This is a genomic window from Neobacillus sp. Fa239 (genome assembly GCF_055395235.1).
The window spans coordinates 765,001-786,171 of sequence record NZ_AP041611.1 but is presented as its reverse complement, the minus strand read 5'-3'; the positions used below and the strand labels follow the sequence as shown (position 1 = coordinate 786,171).

The following is a 21,171-nucleotide window of genomic DNA, read 5'->3' as shown; positions in this document are numbered from 1 at the left end:
GCTAAAGGTCCCTGTCGTTTTTTAATTGTTTTTTTCTACTATTTTAAAATGCCAAAGGAAACTAGTAAAATCACCCTTTAGCCTCGGAATGGCAATGCCTGCATACATCAACTCATCCCCGCCGTAAATTCTCCCAGTGATCATATGCTGATAATATTTGTCTGGATTTAATCCTTTAAATGTAAGGAATTTTAATGGTTCATTTGGCTCTGCTAATACCTTGAAATATCCAACAACTGTTTCAGCCTGATCAATGGAAACAAATGACCAAGCGGTTTCATTTCCTTCAAACGGGCTATGCAAACGATAAAATTGGCCAAATTGTATGATATGGCGAATATCCTTATAGAAATCTACCTGTTCTTTGATTTGTTCCTTTTCCATACTGGTTAACTTTGTTAAATCAAGCTCATATCCAAAGTTACCCGACATCGCAACGTTTCCTCGTATCTCTAGTGAGGTCAGCCGATGCACCTGATGATTTGGTACTGCCGAAACATGTGCGCCCATTGTAATTGGCGGGTAAACGAGACTTGTTCCATATTGAATTTTCAAACGAGAAACTGCATCCGTGTTATCGCTTGTCCAGGTTTGCGGCATGTAATAAAGCATGCCTGGGTCAAAGCGTCCTCCGCCACCGGAACAGCTTTCAAATAAAATATCTGGAAACCTGGAGGTAATTTGTTCAAGAACATAATAAAGGCCGAGCATGTAGCGATGGGCTGTCTCCCTCTGTCTTTCTGCCGGTAATGCCGCCGAGCCAATTTCCGTCATATGCCGATTCATGTCCCATTTAACATAAGTAATAAAAGCATTGGATAAAATGATCGAAACGGCTTCAATAATATAATCACAAACTTCCTTTCTCGACAAATCCAGAACCAATTGATTTCGGCCTTCCGAACGATTTCGGTTTGGAACATGGATACACCAATCCGGATGTTTCCGATAAAGTTCACTATCAACTGAAACCATTTCCGGTTCAAACCATAAACCAAATTCCATTCCAATATGGCGGATTTGATTCGCAAGATTGGCCATTCCATTTGGCAGCTTCCGTTTATCGACGATCCAATCCCCAAGTGAGCTTTTATCATTATTCCGTTTCCCAAACCACCCATCGTCTAAAACAAATAATTCGATTCCGACCTCTTTGGCGGCTTTGGCAATTTGGATGATTTTATCGGAAGTAAACTTCATATAGGTTGCTTCCCAATTATTAATTAGGATGGGACGAAGCAGGTCGCGCCATATTCCACGGCATAATCGCGTTCGATAAAATTCATGGTATGTGTTGGAAAGCCCTCCAAGTCCTTCTGAGGAATAAACCATCACCACTTCTGGAGTCTGGAACGAACCTTCTCTCTCCAGCAGCCAGCTAAAATCAAAGGGGTTGATCCCCATTGAAACCCTTGCAGTATGAAATTGGTCTACTTCCACCTGGGCTAAAAAATTACCGCTGTATACCAGGTTAAACCCAAAGACTTCCCCATTGTTCTCATTGGCCTCTTTTCGCAGCAAAGCCAAAAAGGGATTCTGCTGATGACTGCTCGCCCCACGTCTGCTTTCAATTAATTGATTTCCAGGGACAATCCGGCGCCTGACGATATTTCGTTCATTAATATGGGCCCCATACAGTGTTAATAGATCAAAGTGATCATCGCGAAAATCGACATTCACACTTAGTGCCCGGAGAATTTTTAAAGGTTTTTCACCATGATTTATAAAGCGAACTGAACGAGTAATGACATTAAAACTATCAAAGATTGTATAGCTGAGAACAACGGATAGTCCAATTAGGCGGTCTTGCAAGATGATTTCCAGTGTATTGGCTTCGGCAGTCTTTTCAACATATGATGCTGGAAGACCCTCTAATTTTGGTTTTCCTTTTATGATGGTATGGCACAAATAGCGAAGGTCTGTCACAGTAGTTCCGTTTTCCAATTGAATTTGGTAGGCCGGTGTTCGAAAATCCGTATTTCCATATCCAGGATACTCCTGCGGCAAAGTATCTAATGAGAAAGTTCGATCTGATGGTTCAGGATTCGGCGAAAACCCACGATTAATAAAGGTCATTTCTTTGCAGCCATGATAATTATTTATTTTTCTACCCCAGTAAAGATGGGTAAGGTATCCATCTCTCGTTATTTGAAAACAATAGCTTGTCTCTTTCCCTTGTAAATGGAATACTTTTCGCTTCTCGTCAAAATGAATCCCCACAATCTAACCTCCAATTGTCATTGCTATTATCATGTATATTAATTAATCCCCATTTCATGAATAAAAACGGAGCGGCTTCCTTATGGAAACCACTCCGTTTTTTAAAGAAATTAAGATTCCAACAAAGGAATCCTGCCCTTATACTTTTCAATCAGTACTCTGTTATGCTCCACAGACCCATCAACATTACCGCTTTTAAAAATAGGTGGGATAAAGTGATGACCCAGCATAATATTAACTGCTTCGACCATGATTCCATTTGCAATGGTCATTCCAATAATAGTTGAACCTGAGCCAAAACTGATATTTAAGGATGGCTCATGCATAAGTGCATCACCAATCTGGATATGATTATCAATCGAGATGTCTGCCTGATTATACAAGTATTTTCCGCTTTTATGGCGGGACGGTTGACTCTTGGCATAGTCATGTGAAGTAATCGCAATGACAAGGGCTCCTTGTTTTTTTGCGATGTTGGCAACATCAATGGGAACCGGATTCCTGCCCGATGTTGAAACAACAAAGATTACGTCACCAGGCTGAATTTGGACATTCTCCATAAATTTTCCCGCTAAGTCATTGGTCTTTTCTAATTCTGATGACCGAACCGCACCATTATGAAGCATTAAATCTTCAATTAAAATAGGATTGATTGGCACTAAACCGCCAGCACGGTAAAACAGCTCCTCCGCCAGCATATGGGAATGGCCGCACCCGAAAACATGAACAAGCCCATTTCTTTGAATACAGTCTGCAACTTGTTCTGCAGCTTTTTTTATGCTGTCACTTTCATCCTTTTCTACTAAGTCCATTAAATCCTTTATTCTTTTAAAATAAAGTTCAAACAATCTTGATCTCCTACCGTTTCATTTGAATCATAAATTTATACCGGTCAGCCCGGTAAATCGATTTAACAAATTCAATCGGTGTCCCGTCCTGTAAATAGGTGTTTCTTTGAATGAGCATAACGGGAGAACCTATGGTGATGTTTAAATATTTCGCTTCAAGTTTATTTGCAATAGACGATTCAATAATCTGACTGGCATGATCAATTCGAAAGCCTAGTTCTCCTTCAATATATTTGTATAGAGATCTGTTTACGATTGGCTCAGTAAGTCCTTTAATCAGATTGGCTGAGATATAATTGGTTTCAATTGCCATTGGAATTTTATCTGCCAAGCGGATTCGCTTAATTTCATAAACCGGTCCATATTCTTGAATCGAAAGCTGATTGGCAATTTGATTTGTAGCAGGAATAATTTGAAAGTTAATTAATTGACTCCCTGCTTCCAACCCTCTTGCCTTCATATCTTCCGTGAAACTGGTCAAACCTTGGAGCGGCTGTTCAATTTTTCGATCGGAGACATACGTTCCTTTTCCTTGCAAGCGAAATAAATAACCGGCACTTACAAGCTGTGTGAAGGCTTGCCTGACTGTCATCCGGCTAATTTGGTATTTTTCCGCAAATTCTCTTTCCGCCGGCAAGGCATCTCCCGGTAATAGTTCGCCTTTTTCAATTAAATCTTTTATATGCTCTTCCAGCTGATAATAAATGGGAATGGGGGAATTTTTATCAATCATGCTACTCAATACTGCACCTTTCCAGTTAATCTAACTCTTTCCGGCAACCCCTGCTTTTAACTGTATATCCGTAAGTCTGCTACGGCCGCTTTATCTGCAATAATTGTAACATATGGATGATTTTTCAACACCGATGCCGGAAAATTTTCATCCACCCCTCCATTTAATAATCTAAACAATGCATCCTTCTTACTCTCCCCTGAAACCAGCAGAAGAATTTCTTTACTCTTCATAATCGTGGCAATTCCCATCGTAATGGCTCGTGCCGGCACATCTTTGATTTGATTAAAATACCGGGAATTCGCCTTTCTGGTCGAAGGGGTTAACTCAACAATATGGGTATTGGTGTGAAAGGATGTCCCAGGTTCATTGAAGCCGATATGCCCGTTTGCGCCAATTCCAAGTATCTGCAGATCAATTCCGCCATGCTTCGCAAGTAAGTCTTCATAACGAAAACATTCTTCTTCCAAATCCAAAGCTTCACCATTTGGAACATGGGTATGATTTTTATTAATATCAATATGATTGAATAGCTGCTCATTCATAAAATATCGGTAGCTGTTTTTATCCGTTCCTGACAGACCAATGTACTCATCCAAATTAAAGCTCGTTACTTTCTGATAGGAGGTTCCATTCATCTGATGGTCCGCAATAAGATTTTGATACGTTCCCACCGGTGTACCGCCAGTTGCCAGCCCCAAAGTAATATCGGGAACATTGATTACTTTATCAATGATATATTTTGAAGCTTCTTTACTCATTTGGGTATAATCATTAACTTCAATAATTTTCATAAGTTTATTCCTCCTTGGAAAAAGCAAGTGCTCCACGACAGTAAGTCCTATTAACGTTTAAATGTTCATCTAAAATGATAATATCCGCGTCTTTTCCCGCCGTAAGACTTCCCTTCCGATCGTACACATTCAATTGTTTTGCAGGATTTACGGAAGCCATAACAATCGCGTCCTCCAATGAACAACCAGTATAGGCAAGGAAGTTTTTCACTGCATCTCCAAGCCTTAATATACTCCCCGCAAGTGTCCCATCATCAAGAAACGCTTTTCCATCCTTTACATTTACTTTTTGTCCGCCAAGGTCATACTGACCATTTTTTAAGCATTTCGCCCGCATGGAGTCAGTGATTAATATTAACCCTTCTTTTCGCTTCAGTTTAAAAGCGAGTTCTATCATTTCCGGACGAACATGTACTCCATCGGCAATCATTTCCACTAGTAATTCATCTTTTAAAAAGGCAGCACCTACTACGCCTGGTTCTCGATGGTGCAAGCCTCTCATTTGATTAAAGAGATGGGTAACATGATTGGCACCAGCATGAATGGCCTCGGCAACCTCTTCATACTTGGCATCAGTATGCCCTATTGAGGCAACGATCCCATTGGCCTTTAAATAGCGAATCATTTCCAGACCACCAGATAATTCTGGTGCTAAAGTCACAACCTTAATATTCCCCTTCGAAAGCTCCTGCCATTTTTTAAATAAGGAAAGCTCTGGCTCAATCATATACTGAACAGGCTGTGCACCAGCTTTCTTAGGATTGACAAACGGTCCCTCTAAATGGATGCCAAGTATTTCAGCTTTCCCGTTGGAAGCTTGCTCTTCTATAAATTGACTAGCATTCATTAACGCCTTTTCAATTTCTTCTTTTGCCTGTGTCATCGTTGTCGCTAAAAAACTGGTTGTTCCTTCTTTAGGAAGGCTGGAAACCATCGTATCCAATGCAGATTTATCGGCATCCATCACATCGGCACCATTGACTCCATGGATATGAACATCAATAAAACCTGGGATTGCTTTATATTGCGGGGGAATTTCTATTATTTCATAATCATCATCATGAGTAAGTTCCCTTGCTGATCCGAGCTCCACAATTTTTTGATTTTTTATTTTAATAAAGCCATTTTGAATGATTCCATCTTCTGTATAAATTTGAAAACCCTTAAGTAAAATATGATTATCTACTATTGGCATCTCCATTACTCCTTTCGAGTCAAAGCTATTTTAGCATTTATGTTTTATAGTTGTCTATACCACCTCTTTTTATAAAAATTTATTAATAAAGTAAAAACCCTTATTTAATCAATAAATTCCCCTATTGGACATAATTAAAATAAATAAAAATAATAAAATTGGTATAGACATCTATAATTATCGAATGTTATGATTACCATGGATTAAGAAAAGCGCTTACACTTTTTTCAAAATAAATAGAAAAGGGAGAGGTCATTTATGTTGGGCTTTTTACAAAGAATCGGGAAAGCATTAATGCTTCCAATTGCGGTATTGCCTGCTGCGGGGCTGCTGCTTCGTTTTGGACAACCTGATTTATTAAATATTCCTTTCATCGCCAATGCTGGAAATGCTATATTTTCCAACCTGGCATTAATTTTCGCTATTGGCGTTGCCATGGGATTTGCCAAGGATAATAATGGTGCAGCCGCATTAGCCGGTGCAATTGGATATTTGGTCCTACAGCAAGGAACTATTGCGATTGATAAAAATATTAATATGGGAGTTCTTGGCGGAATTATCGCTGGTATTATCGCCGGATTATTATATAATCGTTTTCACAATGTCAAGCTTCCAGAATGGCTGGGGTTCTTTAGCGGAAGACGCTTTGTACCGATTATCACCTCATTATCAATGGTCATTTTGGCATTCATTTTTGGTTTTGTTTGGCCGCCTATTCAAGACGCCATTAACGGTCTTGGTAATTGGATCATTGGATTAGGAGCCGTGGGTGCCGGGATTTTTGGAGTATTAAATCGTTTATTAATTCCATTAGGTTTACACCATGTGTTAAATAGTTTGTTTTGGTTCCAGTTTGGAGAGTTTCATGGCAAAGCAGGAGATATTGCCCGGTTCTTTGCCGGAGATAAAACTGCTGGTACGTATATGACAGGATTCTTCCCAGTAATGATGTTTGGATTACCGGCTGCATGCTTCGCCATGATTGCAGCGGCTAAACCGGAAAAAAGAAAATCGGTTGCCGGTATGTTTATCGGTATTGCCTTAACTTCTTTTTTAACGGGAATTACCGAACCAATTGAATTTTCCTTTATGTTTATTGCCCCATTACTATATGGTGTCCATGCCGTATTAACCGGTTTATCGATGTTAGTGACCTCCCTTTTGGGAATTAAGGATGGGTTCACCTTTTCCGCAGGTGCCATCGATTATGCGTTGAACTTTAACATTGCCCAAAAGCCTTTATTATTACTACTGGTTGGTCTGGTCTACGCAGTGATTTATTTCATCGTTTTTTACTCATTGATTAAGGCCTTTAATATTAAAACCCCTGGCCGTGAGGATGATGATGAATCCATAGATATTGTGAAAGATGAAAAAACGGTGGGAAGCAGCAAGCACGAAGCAATGGCATATCACTTTATTCATGATATTGGCGGCAGAGAAAATATTACATCGATTGAAAATTGTACGACCCGTCTTCGTTTAAATGTAAAGGATATGGATAAAGTACAGGATTCAGCCCTTAAGGCGCATGGCGCAAAAGGAGTTATGAAATTAAATAAGAACAATCTGCAAATTGTCGTCGGAACGGAAGTGGAATTTGTCGCAGATGCGATGAAGAATATAGAACTGCGTCATGTTAATTTAGACAGCCTCGACGATCAAGCGAATCAATCAGATATTGGCAGCATGCTTCCATTAACTGAAAATGATTTTGTCATGCCTATTGAAGGGGAAATTATTCCTATTACCGATGTTCCTGATCAAGTGTTCTCTCAAAAAATGATGGGTGACGGTTTTGGCATCATTCCTTCAAGCGGTTCAGTCGTATCGCCGGTTGACGGGGAAATTATCAATATATTCCCGACTAAACATGCCATCGGTATTAAATCAAAACAAGGCTATGAAATATTGATCCATATCGGTTTAGATACGGTGAAATTAAAAGGAGAGGGCTTTACTGCTCTTGTTCATGAAGGTGAGCAGGTTAAAAAGGGACAAGCCATTATGACGTTTGACCATGACTTCATTAAGAGTTCTGCTCCTTCTACTGTCACTCCAGTAATCTTTACAAACTTAACAAAATTAAATGTAAAAAAACTTGGTCAAACAGAGCAGGGAAAAAGCGGAATTCTCTCCATTGAATAAAAAAAATACAGGTGCCTGGCACCTGTATTTTTTATGCATATAGTTTTGATTCTACTTCCTTTTGAAAAAAGCTCTTCATCGCATGGAACACATCGGCTTTTTGCTTGAGGATGTAATAACGGAAATGCTCATCTTTAATGTTCTTATAGGCAGACATTAAAGTGGAATGACGATTGTACTGATTAACCTCACCATAACCAAACATATTCGAAACCTTCATTAATTCTTCAACAAGCTTGACACATCGAGCGTTATCCGATGTTAAATTGTCACCGTCAGAAAAGTGGAATGGGTAAATGTTGAACTTTCGCGGATTGTATTTGTCCTCGATTAGCTCCAAGGCTTTACGGTATGCGGATGAACAAATGGTTCCACCACTTTCACCTTTTGAAAAGAAGTCTTCCTCAGTAACGACTTTTGCTTCCGTGTGGTGGGCGATAAACTCAATTTCCACCGTTTCATATTTCGTTCTTAAAAAGCGCGTCATCCAAAAGAAAAAGCTGCGGGCCATGTATTTTTCCCATATCCCCATACTACCGCTCGTATCCATCATCGCTAATACAACAGCTTTAGAATCAGGCTTTACGACCTCATTCCATGTTTTAAATTTCAAGTCATCCTTGTAAATAGGATGAAAAGACGGCTTTCCACTCATCGCATTTCGTTTAAAAGCAGACATCATCGTTCGTTTTTTATCAATATTCCCCATGAGCCCTGTTTTTCGAATATCATTAAATTCAATATTCTCAACCAAATTCTCTTCTTGCTCTTTCCTCTTTAAATTAGGCAGCTCTAATTGCTTAAATAATGCTTCCTCAAGCTCCATTAACGAAACTTCAGCTTCAAAATAGTCTTCACCAGCCTGGTCACCTGCGCCTTGACCCTTACCAGGGCCCTTCTGCGCACCAGAACCGTCACGTGCCACAACATCACCGACTTGGCTATCACCGTCACCTTGGCCCACGTGTTTGTTTTTGTCATAATTATAACGAATTTTATATTCGTCCAGCGATCGAATCGGAATTTTTACCACATCTCGACCATTTGACATAATAATGCTTTCTTCTGTGATTAAATCGGGAAGATTGTTTCGAATCGCCTCCTGGACTTTTTCCTGATGTCGCTGCTGGTCATCGTGGCCTTTACGGTGGAGGGACCAATCTTCTCTTGAAATCACATATTGATGGTTATTGTCAGACAAATGTAAACCCCTCCTTATAAAATTTTCAATTTGAACATGCACATATGGTTTCCCAAATCATAATATAACCCGAATGATAAAATGCAATAGAAAGATTGATTACTCTATCCTATGCAGAAACAGCAAATAATTTACAAATAATTTTGACAATTGGGGAATCGCCTAAGAAATTAGGACAAGTATTTTTTCTAGAAAAAAACAGACTGGCAGAAGTCTTTCTACCAGTCTCTCTCTACTATCTGTTTAATAAGCTTCCAACATACCGCAATAATTCATTGGCAGAGGTTGAATTATATCCGTGCTCATCAATAAGCCGGGCCACGACATCATTAATCTTCTTCAGCTGCTGTTCATCAGGTGTCTTCGATGAAGTTGTAATTTTAACCACATCTTTAAGATCCGCGAACAGTTTCTTTTGTATGGCTTCACGAAGGCGATCATGAGAATTGTAATCAAATCGCTTGCCTTTTCTTGCAAAGGCTGAAATTCTGATTAAAATCTCTTCCCTGAACGCTTTCTTCGCATTTTCAGAAATGCCGATTTGCTCCTCGATGGAACGCATAAGCTTTTCATCCGGATTAATTTCTTCACCAGTTAAGACGTCACGCAGCTTTGCTTTATTACAATAAGCTTCAACATTATCAAGATAATTATCCATTAATGTCTTGGCAGACTCTTCATAAGAATACACAAATGCTTTTTGGACCTCATTTTTTGCAATATTATCATATTCTTTCCGAGCTAGAGAAATATAGTTCATATAACGTTCACGCAGTTCTGTCGTAATAGATGGGTGCTGATCCAACCCGTCTTTTAATGACCGCAATACGTCCAATGCATTAATAGAAGGGACTTCCTTTCGAATAATCGTAGATGAAATTCGGTTAATGACATAACGTGGATCAATCCCGCTCATACCTTCATCATGATATTCCTTCTTAAGCTCCTCAATGTCAGCTGAATTAAAGCCTTCTACATTTTCTCCATCATATAACCGCATTTTCTTCACTAAGTCGATATCGCCCTTTTTCGGTTCCTTTAAACGAGTCAGAATCGTAAACATCGCTGCCACTCTCAGTGTATGCGGGGCAATGTGTACATCAGACACATCGCTTTCCCTTATCATCTTTTCATAAATCCGCTCTTCTTGTGAAACCTTTAAATTGTATGGAATCGGCATCACAATAATCCTGGAGTGAAGAGCTTCGTTCTTTTTATTTGAAATAAAGGATCGATATTCCGTTTCGTTTGTATGGGCGACGATCAGCTCATCCGCGCTGATTAACGCAAATCTGCCCGCTTTGAAATTTCCCTCTTGGGTTAATGATAGTAAATGCCACAGGAATTTCTCATCACATTTCAACATTTCCTGGAATTCCATCATTCCACGGTTTGCTTTATTAAGCTCTCCATCAAAACGATAGGCTCTTGGGTCAGATTCTGACCCGAACTCGGCGATGGTTGAAAAATCAATGCTTCCTGTCAAATCGGCAATATCCTGTGATTTTGGATCAGATGGGCTGAACGTACCGATCCCTGTTCGTTTATCCTCAGAGAAGAAGATTCTTTCCACTAAAACATCTTCAATTCTTCCTCCATATTCTTGCTCAAGGCGCATCATATTTAGTGGAGAAAGATTTCCTTCAATTCGAATTCCGTATTCTTCATAAAAATCAGATCTGAGATGATGCGGAATTAAGTGCAGCGGGTCTTCATGCATCGGACAGCCCTTTATGGCAAAAACAGAGCCCCTGTCCGTATGGGAATAACTTTCAAGTCCTCTTTTTAGCATGGTAACCAGCGTGGATTTCCCGCCGCTTACCGGGCCCATTAATAACAATATACGTTTTCTGACATCCAGCCTTTTGGCAGCTGGATGGAAATATTCTTCCACAAGCCGCTCCAATGCTTCCTCTAAGCCAAATAATTGATTGTTAAAGAAATTGTACTTCTTCGTCCCTTTTTCTTCTTCAATTCCTGCGTCTTTGATCATATTATATACGCGTGAATGTGCAGATTGTGCTACCCATGGCTTATCCTTTAACAACTCCAAGTAATCAGCAAACGACCCTTCCCAACGAAGTTTTTCCTCTTCTTCACGAAACATCTCGATTTTTTTTAAAATATCCATAAGGCCCTCCCCCTGTACTTTATCAGAGACGATTAATATACTCTATGCGCTTGATTCTTTGAACATGCGTAACCAAGACGTATTCGTGTCTATCTTTTTTGTTTTATCCTTAGGAATATTTACCTTTTCATTTTTTAAAGTTAGGATATAATAAAATTATATGTTCACTAATTTAAAAAATTAATGTGGGAGGAATACATAAACATGCACACATTTATCGTTATTTTGGTCATGATCGCCTTTTTAGCCGCCATCTTTACAGCTGGATATAACGACAAACCGGGCGCAAATAAATAAGCAAAAAAAGAGACCGATTCTGGCCTCTTTTCTTTTTATTTTAAATTAGGATAGTCCTGCTGCCGCAATGCTTCGTAGATTAAGATGGCTGCGGTATTGGACAGGTTTAAGGAGCGAATATTATCATTCATTGGGATTCTTAAGCTGACCTCTTTATTATTTTCAATAACATCCTTTGGAAGCCCCGTTGTTTCACGACCAAAAATAAAGTAGTACTCCTTATTTGGATCGCTATAATCAAAGGAAGAATGTGGCTTTTGGCCAAATTTGGTCAAATAAAAAAACTCGCCGCCGGCATTTTTTTCATAAAAATCATCTAAGGAATCGTAATAAACAATATTAACGAATTCCCAATAATCTAATCCAGCCCGCTTTAACATTTTATCATCAGTAGAAAATCCTAATGGACGGATTAAATGTAAAGTGGCACCTGTTCCTGCACAGGTTCTGGCAATATTCCCTGTATTTGATGGAATCTGTGGCTGATATAATACTACATGCACTGACACGTTTACTCACCTCATAAGCCATTATACCGACTCTGAGTATTGTCTACAAGAAATCAACCAATAATTGAAAAAAACTTATATTTGATATTTGGTGTATAAGCAGAAGAATCTTCATATGCCCAGTATCTTTTCCGGCTATTATACGTATGGGCATTTACTAATGGCATGCCATTAGCATCCTTGCCGGTGACCATCGTATTATGATTGAAGCGGCCATCTCCTTCAAAATCGTAACAAATGATATCACCCAATAGAAGTTGATCAGGACTGCTAACTTCTTTAGCCATTAATCCGCTCTTTGAATTAGCTAAGTATAATCTTAATGAATGTGCCATTGCCCAGCTATAGCTATAATTTTTATATTGCAGCCACCAGCCACTTCCACGCTTCGGAAATCCTCTCATTGGTGCCCCGCCTGATCTAAGGCATTGAGAAATGAAATTGGTACAATCATTTTGAAACTTAATATAGGATGGATTATAGCTATTCCACCACAGTTCCGCATATTGCACAGCTTTCAGTCGATTATATTCATAGTTCAAGCGCTCGGGATTTTCTTCTGAGAGGTCGGGTAGTGCTTCTTCTTGTTTGTCAAAAATATATGGATTGATTTCTTCATCCATTATCAGTACATTCTTATAGAACTTCCCTATTCTTTCTTCAACCTCTTCTTCTAAATAAAGGCTCCCTTTTTGCTTAATTAAGTATTGAAAATGGGTCTCGTATTTGATGGTTTGAAAATCGCCGTCGGTTGTTTCTTCGATTATTTTTCCAGCCGCTTTTACCTTTACGATTTCGGCAGACCGCTTCGCTAATGATTCCTTCTTTTTTTCAGCCTTAGAATAATAATCACTTTCATTTCTTGGGCTCCCAACAAACTGTTGAAGCCGTTTTTGAAATAAATCTTGGAGTAATTCTCGCATGGATTTCCCCCCTTTCCATTCATACATATGAAGGAAAAAGGAATTTAAAAGCAAAAAAAGAGCCAATTCGCTCTTTTATTGTTTATAATAATTAAGGCCTTTTTCAATTTCTTTTTGAACGGTTTCATCATTTTCCTGCCCTTTTGCCTCCAGCAAGGCAGCATAAGCATGGTCCCCGCCGATTTTTCCAAGAGCCCATGCCGCTGTTCCTTTCGTAACAGGGCTTGGTTCATTCTTCAATACTTCTATTAAATCAGGTACTACCGTATCGTCCTTAAAATGCGCAAGAGCAATGATGGCATTCCGCTGAATCGGCTTTTTCCCGCGCCATGCACCGGAAACATGTCCGAACTTGGCTTTAAATTCACGATTGCTCAATTTCAATATAGGGGTTAACAGAGGTTTCGCTACTTCCGGTTCAGGCTCAATCTCATCATGGAAATGAAACTCTTTTCCTTTATTAACCGGGCAAGCAGTTTGACAGGAATCACATCCATAAACACGATTGCCGATTTTTTCCCTAAATTCGTCAGGTATCAGATCCTTCGTTTGTGTTAAAAAGGAAATACAATGCTTGGCATTGATTTGTCCACCCTGAACCAAAGCACCTGTTGGGCAGGCATCAAGGCATTGCGTACAAGTACCGCATTGGTCCTCCATTGGTGTATCCGGCTCAAAGGGAAGACTCGTTATCATTTCCCCAATATAAACATAAGAGCCAAACTCAGGAGTAATAATCGCACAGTTTTTCCCGCTCCAGCCGATTCCTGCTCTCTGTGCAACAGCGCGGTCAGAAAGTTCACCTGTGTCTACCATGGATTTCAAGCGTGCGCCAGGAGCTTTTTCTAAAATAAAGGCTTCAAGCTTCTTCAATCGATCTCGAAGAACATGATGGTAATCCAATCCCCAAGAGGCTCGAGAAAAAATCCCTCTTCTTTCCCCTTTTTTGCTGACGACTCTAGTTTTCATTTTCGACGGATACGCAATCGCAATCGAGATGATTGATCTTGGTTCCTCCAGAAGCAAAGAAGGATTGGTGCGTTTCTCAATATCCGGCTCCTCAAAACCGGATTGATAGTCTAATTCCTGCTGCCGGATTAATCTATTTTTCAACTCACTAAAGGGATCGGCTGTAGTAAAACCAATTTTATCGATCCCAATTTCCTTACTGTACACAATGAGCTCTTCTTTTAGTTTTATAATATCCACAGGCGGCCTCCCCCTTCATTATTTATTTCATATCCTTTTATGATAAACTATTATTAACGTATTTTGGAGGTGAAAAGCTTGGAAATTACCCTTTCAGCAGCGCTTATCGAGCAGATTTCCAATTTTAAAGCAGGAATTATTGAATATAAAAATATCACGGTCGGAGACTCTCCCCAAATGGTAAAAGGACGGCTCCAGCTTTTCCAAGAGTCCATTTTTTTTGAATTAGAAAACAAGAACGTCACTGATTTACCGGGAATTCAGGAATGGCGCAAAGTGTTTAAAATGCTTGGAAAAGATCCAAACCGTTATCGCCCCTCAAACGAAGCACTAATTCGCAGGGTGCAAAAGCAAAATTACCTTAACCCCGTGCAAAGTGCTATCGATATCAATAATTTCTTCTCCTTACAATATCAAGTACCGATTGGCATTTATGACCTTGACCGGCTAACAGGACCGGTTGAAATCCGAATCGGCCGAAAAGGAGAAGAATATAATGGCTTAAATGGCCGGATTAATTCGTTGGAACATTTGATTATCGCTTGTGACCAACAAGGCCCATTTGGGAGCCCATTCGTGGATTCGGAACGATCACCCGTAACGGAAAAAACAACAAATGCTCTGCAAATCATTTACTTAAGGCCATCGATTGAGCAAGCATCTGCAGAAAAGCTTACCGAATCGTTATTGAATATGTTTGTCCAAGTACATGGTGGTGACGCATCGTTTCGCATTCTTGGATGCTCATAAGGCATCTTTTTTTCAGTAAAAAAAGAAAAACGCAATGCATCGTTCTCTATTGTAACGATACACTGCGTTAGTTATGTATGGAGCGGGTGATGGGAATCGAACCCACTACATCAGCTTGGAAGGCTGAGGTTTTACCAGTAAACTACACCCGCATGGTTAAATGAATAATAATTCATTTCATCTGACGTATATTATAATACATGGTTTGCTAAAATTCGTCAAGGAATTTTACGAAATTTGTCGAAATCCTCACTTGCTTTACCTAGGTGGGTTTACTCTCATCATTAATTTAGAGCTGGTTGATTTTCTTCCAGCTCTCCTTTATACCTTGTTATTTTATGTGAAAATTGATCCAGTTAAGAATGTCCGTCACCACTTCGGCCCTATTTATTTCATTCAATATTTCATGGCGGGCATCTTGATAAAATTTATAGGTTACATCTGTAATTCCAGCCTTTACAAAAGCCTGATAGGTTTTTATAACACCCTTTGTTTTACCTCCAACCGGGTCCTTGCTTCCAGAAATTAAGTAGATTGGAAGATTCAAAGGAATAGCGGCTATATTGGAAGGATGGTTGATAATTTCAAGACCTTCGAGGAGGTCATTGAAAAATCCGGAAGTAAAAACGGCTCCACAAAATGGGTCCTCGATATATTTATCTACTTCCGCTTCATCCCTGCTCAACCAATCAAATTCGGTACGATATGGACGAAACCCTTTATTATAACTGCCAAACGTTAATTTGTTCATCAACGGGCTTGATGTCTTTGCTCCTTTATTAATCATTTCACGCTTCGCAATGATTCTTCCCAGCTTCCCCATCCATCCAGGATCCCCACCTGTTCCTGAAAGAATAACACCCTTTAACACCTCCCCTGATAACTGAATATATCTTCTTGCTAAAAATGATCCCATACTATGACCAAAAAGAATGATGGGAACATCAGGGTTTTCCTTCTTAATAATCGTTGTCAACTGAATTAAGTCCTCTACTGCTTTCTCAAACCCTTGTTCAGCCGCAAAATAGCCCGGACTATTATTCAGTTCCCCCGTTCTTCCATGCCCCCGATGATCATTACCGTAAACATGGATTTTATGAAAAAACAGCTCATTAGCAAATGATTCGTATCTCTGAATATGCTCTGCCATACCGTGGGCGATTTGCACAATGGCACGCGGTGCTTCCTCCTTTTCTGATGCCCACTTACATGCATAAATTTCAGTAGAATCATTGGTTAAGAATGAAAACGAAGATAGAATGACCAGACCGACCACTCCTTTTAAAATCTAGCGATAGATTAAGGTAAGTGCATGGGCTATACATCTAATACAGTTTATTAAATTGAAGTTGGATATATTTCAGCTAAAATAAAATTTAAAGTGGTGCCTGTAAGAGTATCATTTCGGATTTTTACTTTATACTTGTCCCAAAAAAGACCGTCTTAAAAAAGAAACGGTCTAAAGGTTTTCTGAGTGTCAATTAATGCCCATAACGCTTCTTCAACATCATTTCCAGCTAATTAAGGGGATCCTAGTAGTATCGACGAGGTGAGCGGCTGCCAAAAGGGTGAACGTGTTCTAAATCAGCATGGCGGAAGCTAATCATTGGTACTGCATCTTCAAGTGAAAATCCATCGGATGAAAAACCGCCTGTTACACTGACTTGAATTAAATCACCAGGTTTTGTTACATCACCACTAATTGTAACTACCAAGATTTGTGGGTTTGATTGAGTAGCAGCGTCTTTAGTAGAATCGTCTGTTGAATCGTCTGTTGAATCAGCTTCTGTTGGAGGAGTGGATTGTTCGATTTTTTGAGAGAACATGACTGCTGAACTTGGTGCAAGTGTGATTGGAACGGATGGTAGAAGAGCTGTCATTTCTGAAGATGGAAAATTGGAGCCATTTGGGTCGGATACAATTAAAGCTTGATGGATCTCTACATATACTGTTAAAGCTGTTCTGCTAAGATTCGTAAGGGAAATAAATACATGGTTAATAGGATTTCCACTGCTCGTTTTATTTGGTACCAAAAACGGACCTGTTGTAAGTGAAGGCATCGAATTCACCTCCTTTCAAAATGTAATCTATCATTCCATATATTAAATGCAAAAAGTGTTCTATTTGATAGGGACAATTTATATAGTTAATCCGTACATTTTATGTGATTATTTGTAAAAATAATATATGAAGAAATCAAATTTACGGGATTTAAATCTTGTGAGCAATGATATTTCAGGCCATGAAACTTAATTTTGTTAACGATCTTTTGTGATTTTTATATGAAGAATTCTTCTAAGTTATCTATTCTTCTTTTTGAGCATTTTTTGCTAGCGTAGACTCCTTCCTTCTCTGATTTGTAGTCTGAAGCTTGTAGCCTAACACTGGCGACACTTTTGGTTGCTTTCTCTTCTGTATTGTCGCCAATAGGCTTCATAGGCGACAATATCGGCAACTTCTTCATTTTCTTTTCCAATTAAAAAGAAACTCTTTAACTACACATTCTGGTTCAATAACGAAAAAAGCACTCACAAACATTGATTTAACAACATTTGTGAGTGCTTTACAGCGTTTAAATTTAGTTTATCTAAATCTAAAGATACCGGTGGTCGGGGTCGAACCGACACTCCAGAGGAACACGATTTTGAGTCGTGCGCGTCTGCCAATTCCGCCACACCGGCGTAATAAAATTTTAAATAAATAATGCCGAGGACCGGAATCGAACCGGTACGGTAGTCACCTACCGCAGGATTTTAAGTCCTGTGCGCCTGCCAGTTCCGCCACCCCGGCGAAATCTAATTACCTGTTCTAATCCAAAACCCAACATTTATTTAATTGGAGGCGGCAACCGGATTCGAACCGGTGGTAAAGGTTTTGCAGACCTCTGCCTTACCACTTGGCTATGCCGCCGTATTTTATGGAGCGGAAGACGGGATTCGAACCCGCGACCCCCACCTTGGCAAGGTGGTGTTCTACCACTGAACTACTTCCGCAAATTGGCTGGGCTAGCTGGATTTGAACCAACGCATGTCGCAGTCAAAGTGCGATGCCTTACCGCTTGGCTATAGCCCAATAATAATACAATTTATTGAAATATTCAATACTTTTAATGGGGCGACTGATGGGAATCGAACCCACGAATGTCGGAACCACAATCCGATGCGTTAACCACTTCGCCACAATCGCCACAATAAAATCAATTGGCAGGGGTAGTAGGAATCGAACCCACACCAAAGGTTTTGGAGACCTTCGTTCTACCTTTAAACTATACCCCTATGTTATGAAAAGTTATTTTCACTTGTGCGAAAAAAATTTGGTGGAGGGGGACGGATTCGAACCGCCGAACCCCGAGGGAGCGGATTTACAGTCCGCCGCGTTTAGCCACTTCGCTACCCCTCCACATAATATTAACTGAATTTGTCAGCTTAAGGTGCCGACGAGAGGAATCGAACCCCCAACCTACTGATTACGATTCAGTTGCTCTACCAATTGAGCTACATCGGCGTATCTTTTAATCTAAATGGTGGCTCAGGACGGAATCGAACCGCCGACACAAGGATTTTCAGTCCTTTGCTCTACCGACTGAGCTACTGAGCCAACATATGGCGGTCTGGACGGGACTCGAACCCGCGACCTCCTGCGTGACAGGCAGGCATTCTAACCAACTGAACTACCAGACCGAATTGCGGGGACAGGATTTGAACCTGCGACCTTCGGGTTATGAGCCCGACGAGCTACCGGACTGCTCCACCCCGCGACAATATTATGGTGGAGGATGACGGGATCGAACCGCCGACCCTCTGCTTGTAAGGCAGATGCTCTCCCAGCTGAGCTAATCCTCCATTATAATGAAAGTTATTTTCCCTGACGCGAAAAAACTTTGGTGACCCCTACGGGATTCGAACCCGTGTTACCGCCGTGAAAGGGCGGTGTCTTAACCGCTTGACCAAGGGGCCAAAAATAAAAGTATTATGGCGGAGAGCAAGGGATTTGAACCCTTGAGACAGGGTTACCCGCCTACACGATTTCCAATCGTGCTCCTTCGGCCACTCGGACAGCTCTCCATAATAATGGCTCCGCAGGTAGGACTCGAACCTACGACCGATCGGTTAACAGCCGATAGCTCTACCACTGAGCTACTGCGGAATAATGATATAACAGCCTGGCAACGTCCTACTCTCACAGGGGGACAGCCCCCAACTACCATCGGCGCTGAGAAGCTTAACTTCCGTGTTCGGGATGGGAACGGGTGTGACCTTCTCGCCATTATTACCAGACTATTTATCAGACACTATTTTATTATAATGTCTTTTTAGATTTTTTCAAGAGGAAATTTATAAAAATTTCATTCCCTCAAAACTAGATAATGCAGAAGAAGTTTTCGTAAAAATGAGGTAATCTTAAAATTGGTTAAGTCCTCGATCGATTAGTATCAGTCAGCTCCACATGTTGCCACGCTTCCACCTCTGACCTATCAACCTGATCATCTTTCAGGGATCTTACTAGCTTGACGCTATGGGAAATCTCATCTTGAGGGGGGCTTCATGCTTAGATGCTTTCAGCACTTATCCCGTCCGCACATAGCTACCCAGCGATGCCTTTGGCAAGACAACTGGTACACCAGCGGTGCGTCCATCCCGGTCCTCTCGTACTAAGGACAGCTCCTCTCAAATTTCCTGCGCCCACGACGGATAGGGACCGAACTGTCTCACGACGTTCTGAACCCAGCTCGCGTACCGCTTTAATGGGCGAACAGCCCAACCCTTGGGACCGACTACAGCCCCAGGATGCGATGAGCCGACATCGAGGTGCCAAACCTCCCCGTCGATGTGGACTCTTGGGGGAGATAAGCCTGTTATCCCCAGGGTAGCTTTTATCCGTTGAGCGATGGCCCTTCCATGCGGAACCACCGGATCACTAAGCCCGACTTTCGTCCCTGCTCGACTTGTAGGTCTCGCAGTCAAGCTCCCTTATGCCTTTACACTCTGCGAATGATTTCCAACCATTCTGAGGGAACCTTTGGGCGCCTCCGTTACTCTTTAGGAGGCGACCGCCCCAGTCAAACTGCCCACCTGACACTGTCTCCCACCCCGATGAGGGGTGCGGGTTAGAATTTCAATACAGCCAGGGTAGTATCCCACCGACGCCTCCACCGAAGCTGGCGCTCCGGTTTCTCAGGCTCCTACCTATCCTGTACAAGCTGTACCAAAATTCAATATCAGGCTACAGTAAAGCTCCATGGGGTCTTTCCGTCCTGTCGCGGGTAACCTGCATCTTCACAGGTACTATAATTTCACCGAGTCTCTCGTTGAGACAGTGCCCAGATCGTTACGCCTTTCGTGCGGGTCGGAACTTACCCGACAAGGAATTTCGCTACCTTAGGACCGTTATAGTTACGGCCGCCGTTTACTGGGGCTTCGATTCAGAGCTTCGCTTGCGCTAACCCCTCCTCTTAACCTTCCAGCACCGGGCAGGCGTCAGCCCCTATACTTCGCCTTGCGGCTTCGCAGAGACCTGTGTTTTTGCTAAACAGTCGCCTGGGCCTATTCACTGCGGCTCATCGAGGCTATTCACCTCAATGAGCACCCCTTCTCCCGAAGTTACGGGGTCATTTTGCCGAGTTCCTTAACGAGAGTTCTCTCGCTCACCTTAGGATTCTCTCCTCGCCTACCTGTGTCGGTTTGCGGTACGGGCACCTTTTATCTCGCTAGAGGCTTTTCTTGGCAGTGTGGAATCAGGAACTTCGGTACTATATTTCCCTCGGCATCACAGCTCAGCCTTCACGGTGAACGGATTTTCCTATTCACCAGCCTAACTGCTTACACGCACATATCCAGCAGTGCGCTTACCCTATCCTCCTGCGTCCCCCCGTTGCTCAAACGATAAAGAGGTGGTACAGGAATATCAACCTGTTGTCCATCGCCTACGCCTTTCGGCCTCGGCTTAGGTCCCGACTAACCCTGAGCGGACGAGCCTTCCTCAGGAAACCTTAGGCATTCGGTGGATGAGATTCTCACTCATCTTTCGCTACTCATACCGGCATTCTCACTTCTAAGCGCTCCACCAGTCCTTACAGTCTGGCTTCAACGCCCTTAGAACGCTCTCCTACCACTGACACCTAATGGTGTCAATCCACAGCTTCGGTGATACGTTTAGCCCCGGTACATTTTCGGCGCAGAGTCACTCGACCAGTGAGCTATTACGCACTCTTTA

Annotated in this window: 15 protein-coding genes, 17 tRNA genes and 2 rRNA genes (1 of these 34 only partly in view); 2 read left to right on the top strand and 32 right to left on the bottom strand. The window is 41.3% G+C overall.

What is annotated here, in order from left to right:
• Positions 1 to 21: 21 nt before the first annotated feature.
• The 5 genes from ACZ5XR_RS03715 to nagA form a co-directional block, all read right to left on the bottom strand.
• Positions 22 to 2,220 (bottom strand): alpha-galactosidase, encoded by a 2,199-nt coding sequence (locus ACZ5XR_RS03715; protein ID WP_464500342.1) that lies wholly within the window; start codon positions 2,218 to 2,220, stop codon positions 22 to 24.
• A gap of 110 nt (positions 2,221 to 2,330) precedes the next feature.
• On the bottom strand, positions 2,331 to 3,068 hold the full coding sequence (locus ACZ5XR_RS03710) for an SIS domain-containing protein (RefSeq protein ID WP_464500341.1): 738 nt from the start codon (positions 3,066 to 3,068) through the stop codon (positions 2,331 to 2,333).
• 10 nt (positions 3,069 to 3,078) lie between these two features.
• Entirely contained in the window at positions 3,079 to 3,801 is a 723-nt protein-coding gene (locus ACZ5XR_RS03705) for a GntR family transcriptional regulator (RefSeq protein WP_464502212.1), read from the bottom strand.
• 56 nt (positions 3,802 to 3,857) lie between these two features.
• Complete coding sequence (gene nagB, locus ACZ5XR_RS03700; protein ID WP_464500340.1) at positions 3,858 to 4,595, bottom strand: glucosamine-6-phosphate deaminase; 738 nt, start codon at positions 4,593 to 4,595, stop codon at positions 3,858 to 3,860.
• 4 nt (positions 4,596 to 4,599) lie between these two features.
• On the bottom strand, positions 4,600 to 5,790 hold the full coding sequence (nagA, locus tag ACZ5XR_RS03695; protein WP_464500339.1) for an N-acetylglucosamine-6-phosphate deacetylase: 1,191 nt from the start codon (positions 5,788 to 5,790) through the stop codon (positions 4,600 to 4,602).
• A gap of 258 nt (positions 5,791 to 6,048) precedes the next feature.
• Here nagA and nagE point away from each other — a divergent pair, with 258 nt between their 5' ends.
• Entirely contained in the window at positions 6,049 to 7,938 is a 1,890-nt protein-coding gene (nagE, locus tag ACZ5XR_RS03690; RefSeq protein WP_464500338.1) for an N-acetylglucosamine-specific PTS transporter subunit IIBC, read from the top strand.
• 31 nt (positions 7,939 to 7,969) lie between these two features.
• On the opposite strand, the gene yhbH is transcribed toward nagE, so the two are convergent.
• The 5 genes from yhbH to queG all read right to left on the bottom strand — a co-directional run bounded on the left by yhbH (position 7,970) and on the right by queG (position 14,208).
• A complete protein-coding gene (gene yhbH, locus ACZ5XR_RS03685) occupies positions 7,970 to 9,139 on the bottom strand; it encodes a sporulation protein YhbH (RefSeq protein WP_464500337.1) in 1,170 nt (389 codons plus the stop codon).
• Positions 9,140 to 9,374: 235 nt separating this feature from the next.
• Entirely contained in the window at positions 9,375 to 11,270 is a 1,896-nt protein-coding gene (locus tag ACZ5XR_RS03680; protein ID WP_464500336.1) for a PrkA family serine protein kinase, read from the bottom strand.
• Positions 11,271 to 11,602: 332 nt separating this feature from the next.
• On the bottom strand, positions 11,603 to 12,076 hold the full coding sequence (trmL, locus tag ACZ5XR_RS03675; protein ID WP_464500335.1) for a tRNA (uridine(34)/cytosine(34)/5-carboxymethylaminomethyluridine(34)-2'-O)-methyltransferase TrmL: 474 nt from the start codon (positions 12,074 to 12,076) through the stop codon (positions 11,603 to 11,605).
• 53 nt (positions 12,077 to 12,129) lie between these two features.
• The gene (locus ACZ5XR_RS03670) at positions 12,130 to 12,999 is read right to left on the bottom strand and encodes an amidase domain-containing protein (protein ID WP_464500334.1); all 870 of its coding nucleotides are present in this window, start codon (positions 12,997 to 12,999) and stop codon (positions 12,130 to 12,132) included.
• Between the two features lie 75 nt (positions 13,000 to 13,074).
• Positions 13,075 to 14,208 (bottom strand): tRNA epoxyqueuosine(34) reductase QueG, encoded by a 1,134-nt coding sequence (queG, locus tag ACZ5XR_RS03665; protein ID WP_464500333.1) that lies wholly within the window; start codon positions 14,206 to 14,208, stop codon positions 13,075 to 13,077.
• Between the two features lie 78 nt (positions 14,209 to 14,286).
• Here queG and ACZ5XR_RS03660 point away from each other — a divergent pair, with 78 nt between their 5' ends.
• Positions 14,287 to 14,958, top strand: a complete 672-nt coding sequence (locus ACZ5XR_RS03660) for a B3/B4 domain-containing protein (protein WP_464500332.1) — start codon at positions 14,287 to 14,289, stop codon at positions 14,956 to 14,958.
• Positions 14,959 to 15,036: 78 nt separating this feature from the next.
• On the opposite strand, the gene ACZ5XR_RS03655 is transcribed toward ACZ5XR_RS03660, so the two are convergent.
• The 22 genes from ACZ5XR_RS03655 to ACZ5XR_RS03550 all read right to left on the bottom strand — a co-directional run.
• Positions 15,037 to 15,110: transfer RNA gene (locus ACZ5XR_RS03655), tRNA-Gly, on the bottom strand.
• Between the two features lie 179 nt (positions 15,111 to 15,289).
• The gene (locus tag ACZ5XR_RS03650; protein WP_464500331.1) at positions 15,290 to 16,234 is read right to left on the bottom strand and encodes an alpha/beta hydrolase; all 945 of its coding nucleotides are present in this window, start codon (positions 16,232 to 16,234) and stop codon (positions 15,290 to 15,292) included.
• 256 nt (positions 16,235 to 16,490) lie between these two features.
• Positions 16,491 to 17,018, bottom strand: a complete 528-nt coding sequence (locus tag ACZ5XR_RS03645; protein WP_464500330.1) for a hypothetical protein — start codon at positions 17,016 to 17,018, stop codon at positions 16,491 to 16,493.
• Positions 17,019 to 17,236: 218 nt separating this feature from the next.
• Entirely contained in the window at positions 17,237 to 17,434 is a 198-nt protein-coding gene (locus tag ACZ5XR_RS03640; protein WP_464500329.1) for a hypothetical protein, read from the bottom strand.
• Between the two features lie 124 nt (positions 17,435 to 17,558).
• Positions 17,559 to 17,639, bottom strand: a tRNA-Leu gene (locus ACZ5XR_RS03635).
• 23 nt (positions 17,640 to 17,662) lie between these two features.
• Positions 17,663 to 17,748 (bottom strand) — tRNA-Leu (locus tag ACZ5XR_RS03630).
• Positions 17,749 to 17,794: 46 nt separating this feature from the next.
• Positions 17,795 to 17,868, bottom strand: a tRNA-Cys gene (locus ACZ5XR_RS03625).
• An 8-nt stretch (positions 17,869 to 17,876) separates the two neighbouring features.
• Positions 17,877 to 17,951, bottom strand: a tRNA-Gly gene (locus ACZ5XR_RS03620).
• Between the two features lie 4 nt (positions 17,952 to 17,955).
• Positions 17,956 to 18,030, bottom strand: a tRNA-Gln gene (locus tag ACZ5XR_RS03615).
• A gap of 38 nt (positions 18,031 to 18,068) precedes the next feature.
• A tRNA-His gene (locus ACZ5XR_RS03610) sits at positions 18,069 to 18,144 on the bottom strand.
• Positions 18,145 to 18,159: 15 nt separating this feature from the next.
• Positions 18,160 to 18,233 (bottom strand) — tRNA-Trp (locus tag ACZ5XR_RS03605).
• Between the two features lie 39 nt (positions 18,234 to 18,272).
• Positions 18,273 to 18,357, bottom strand: a tRNA-Tyr gene (locus ACZ5XR_RS03600).
• Positions 18,358 to 18,389: 32 nt separating this feature from the next.
• Positions 18,390 to 18,462 (bottom strand) — tRNA-Thr (locus tag ACZ5XR_RS03595).
• A gap of 17 nt (positions 18,463 to 18,479) precedes the next feature.
• Positions 18,480 to 18,555, bottom strand: a tRNA-Phe gene (locus ACZ5XR_RS03590).
• Between the two features lie 6 nt (positions 18,556 to 18,561).
• Positions 18,562 to 18,638 (bottom strand) — tRNA-Asp (locus tag ACZ5XR_RS03585).
• Positions 18,639 to 18,641: 3 nt separating this feature from the next.
• Positions 18,642 to 18,715: transfer RNA gene (locus ACZ5XR_RS03580), tRNA-Met, on the bottom strand.
• A 9-nt stretch (positions 18,716 to 18,724) separates the two neighbouring features.
• Positions 18,725 to 18,800: transfer RNA gene (locus ACZ5XR_RS03575), tRNA-Val, on the bottom strand.
• 39 nt (positions 18,801 to 18,839) lie between these two features.
• Positions 18,840 to 18,914: transfer RNA gene (locus tag ACZ5XR_RS03570), tRNA-Glu, on the bottom strand.
• A gap of 16 nt (positions 18,915 to 18,930) precedes the next feature.
• Positions 18,931 to 19,022: transfer RNA gene (locus ACZ5XR_RS03565), tRNA-Ser, on the bottom strand.
• A gap of 7 nt (positions 19,023 to 19,029) precedes the next feature.
• A tRNA-Asn gene (locus ACZ5XR_RS03560) sits at positions 19,030 to 19,104 on the bottom strand.
• A 14-nt stretch (positions 19,105 to 19,118) separates the two neighbouring features.
• Positions 19,119 to 19,235, bottom strand: a 5S ribosomal RNA gene (gene rrf, locus ACZ5XR_RS03555).
• Between the two features lie 129 nt (positions 19,236 to 19,364).
• Positions 19,365 to 21,171 (bottom strand): 23S ribosomal RNA (locus ACZ5XR_RS03550); it runs 1,131 nt beyond the window's last position.

Bases quoted from the DNA above. Each gene is read 5' to 3' on its own strand.
- ACZ5XR_RS03680 (WP_464500336.1), bottom strand. From the start codon at position 11,270: ATGGATATTTTAAAAAAAATCGAGATGTTTCGTGAAGAAGAGGAAAAA.
- ACZ5XR_RS03645 (WP_464500330.1), bottom strand. From the start codon at position 17,018: ATGCCTTCACTTACAACAGGTCCGTTTTTGGTACCAAATAAAACGAGC.
- nagA (WP_464500339.1), bottom strand. From the start codon at position 5,790: ATGCCAATAGTAGATAATCATATTTTACTTAAGGGTTTTCAAATTTAT.
- nagB (WP_464500340.1), bottom strand. From the start codon at position 4,595: ATGAAAATTATTGAAGTTAATGATTATACCCAAATGAGTAAAGAAGCT.
- ACZ5XR_RS03670 (WP_464500334.1), bottom strand. From the start codon at position 12,999: ATGCGAGAATTACTCCAAGATTTATTTCAAAAACGGCTTCAACAGTTT.
- nagE (WP_464500338.1), top strand. From the start codon at position 6,049: ATGTTGGGCTTTTTACAAAGAATCGGGAAAGCATTAATGCTTCCAATT.
- ACZ5XR_RS03705 (WP_464502212.1), bottom strand. From the start codon at position 3,801: ATGATTGATAAAAATTCCCCCATTCCCATTTATTATCAGCTGGAAGAG.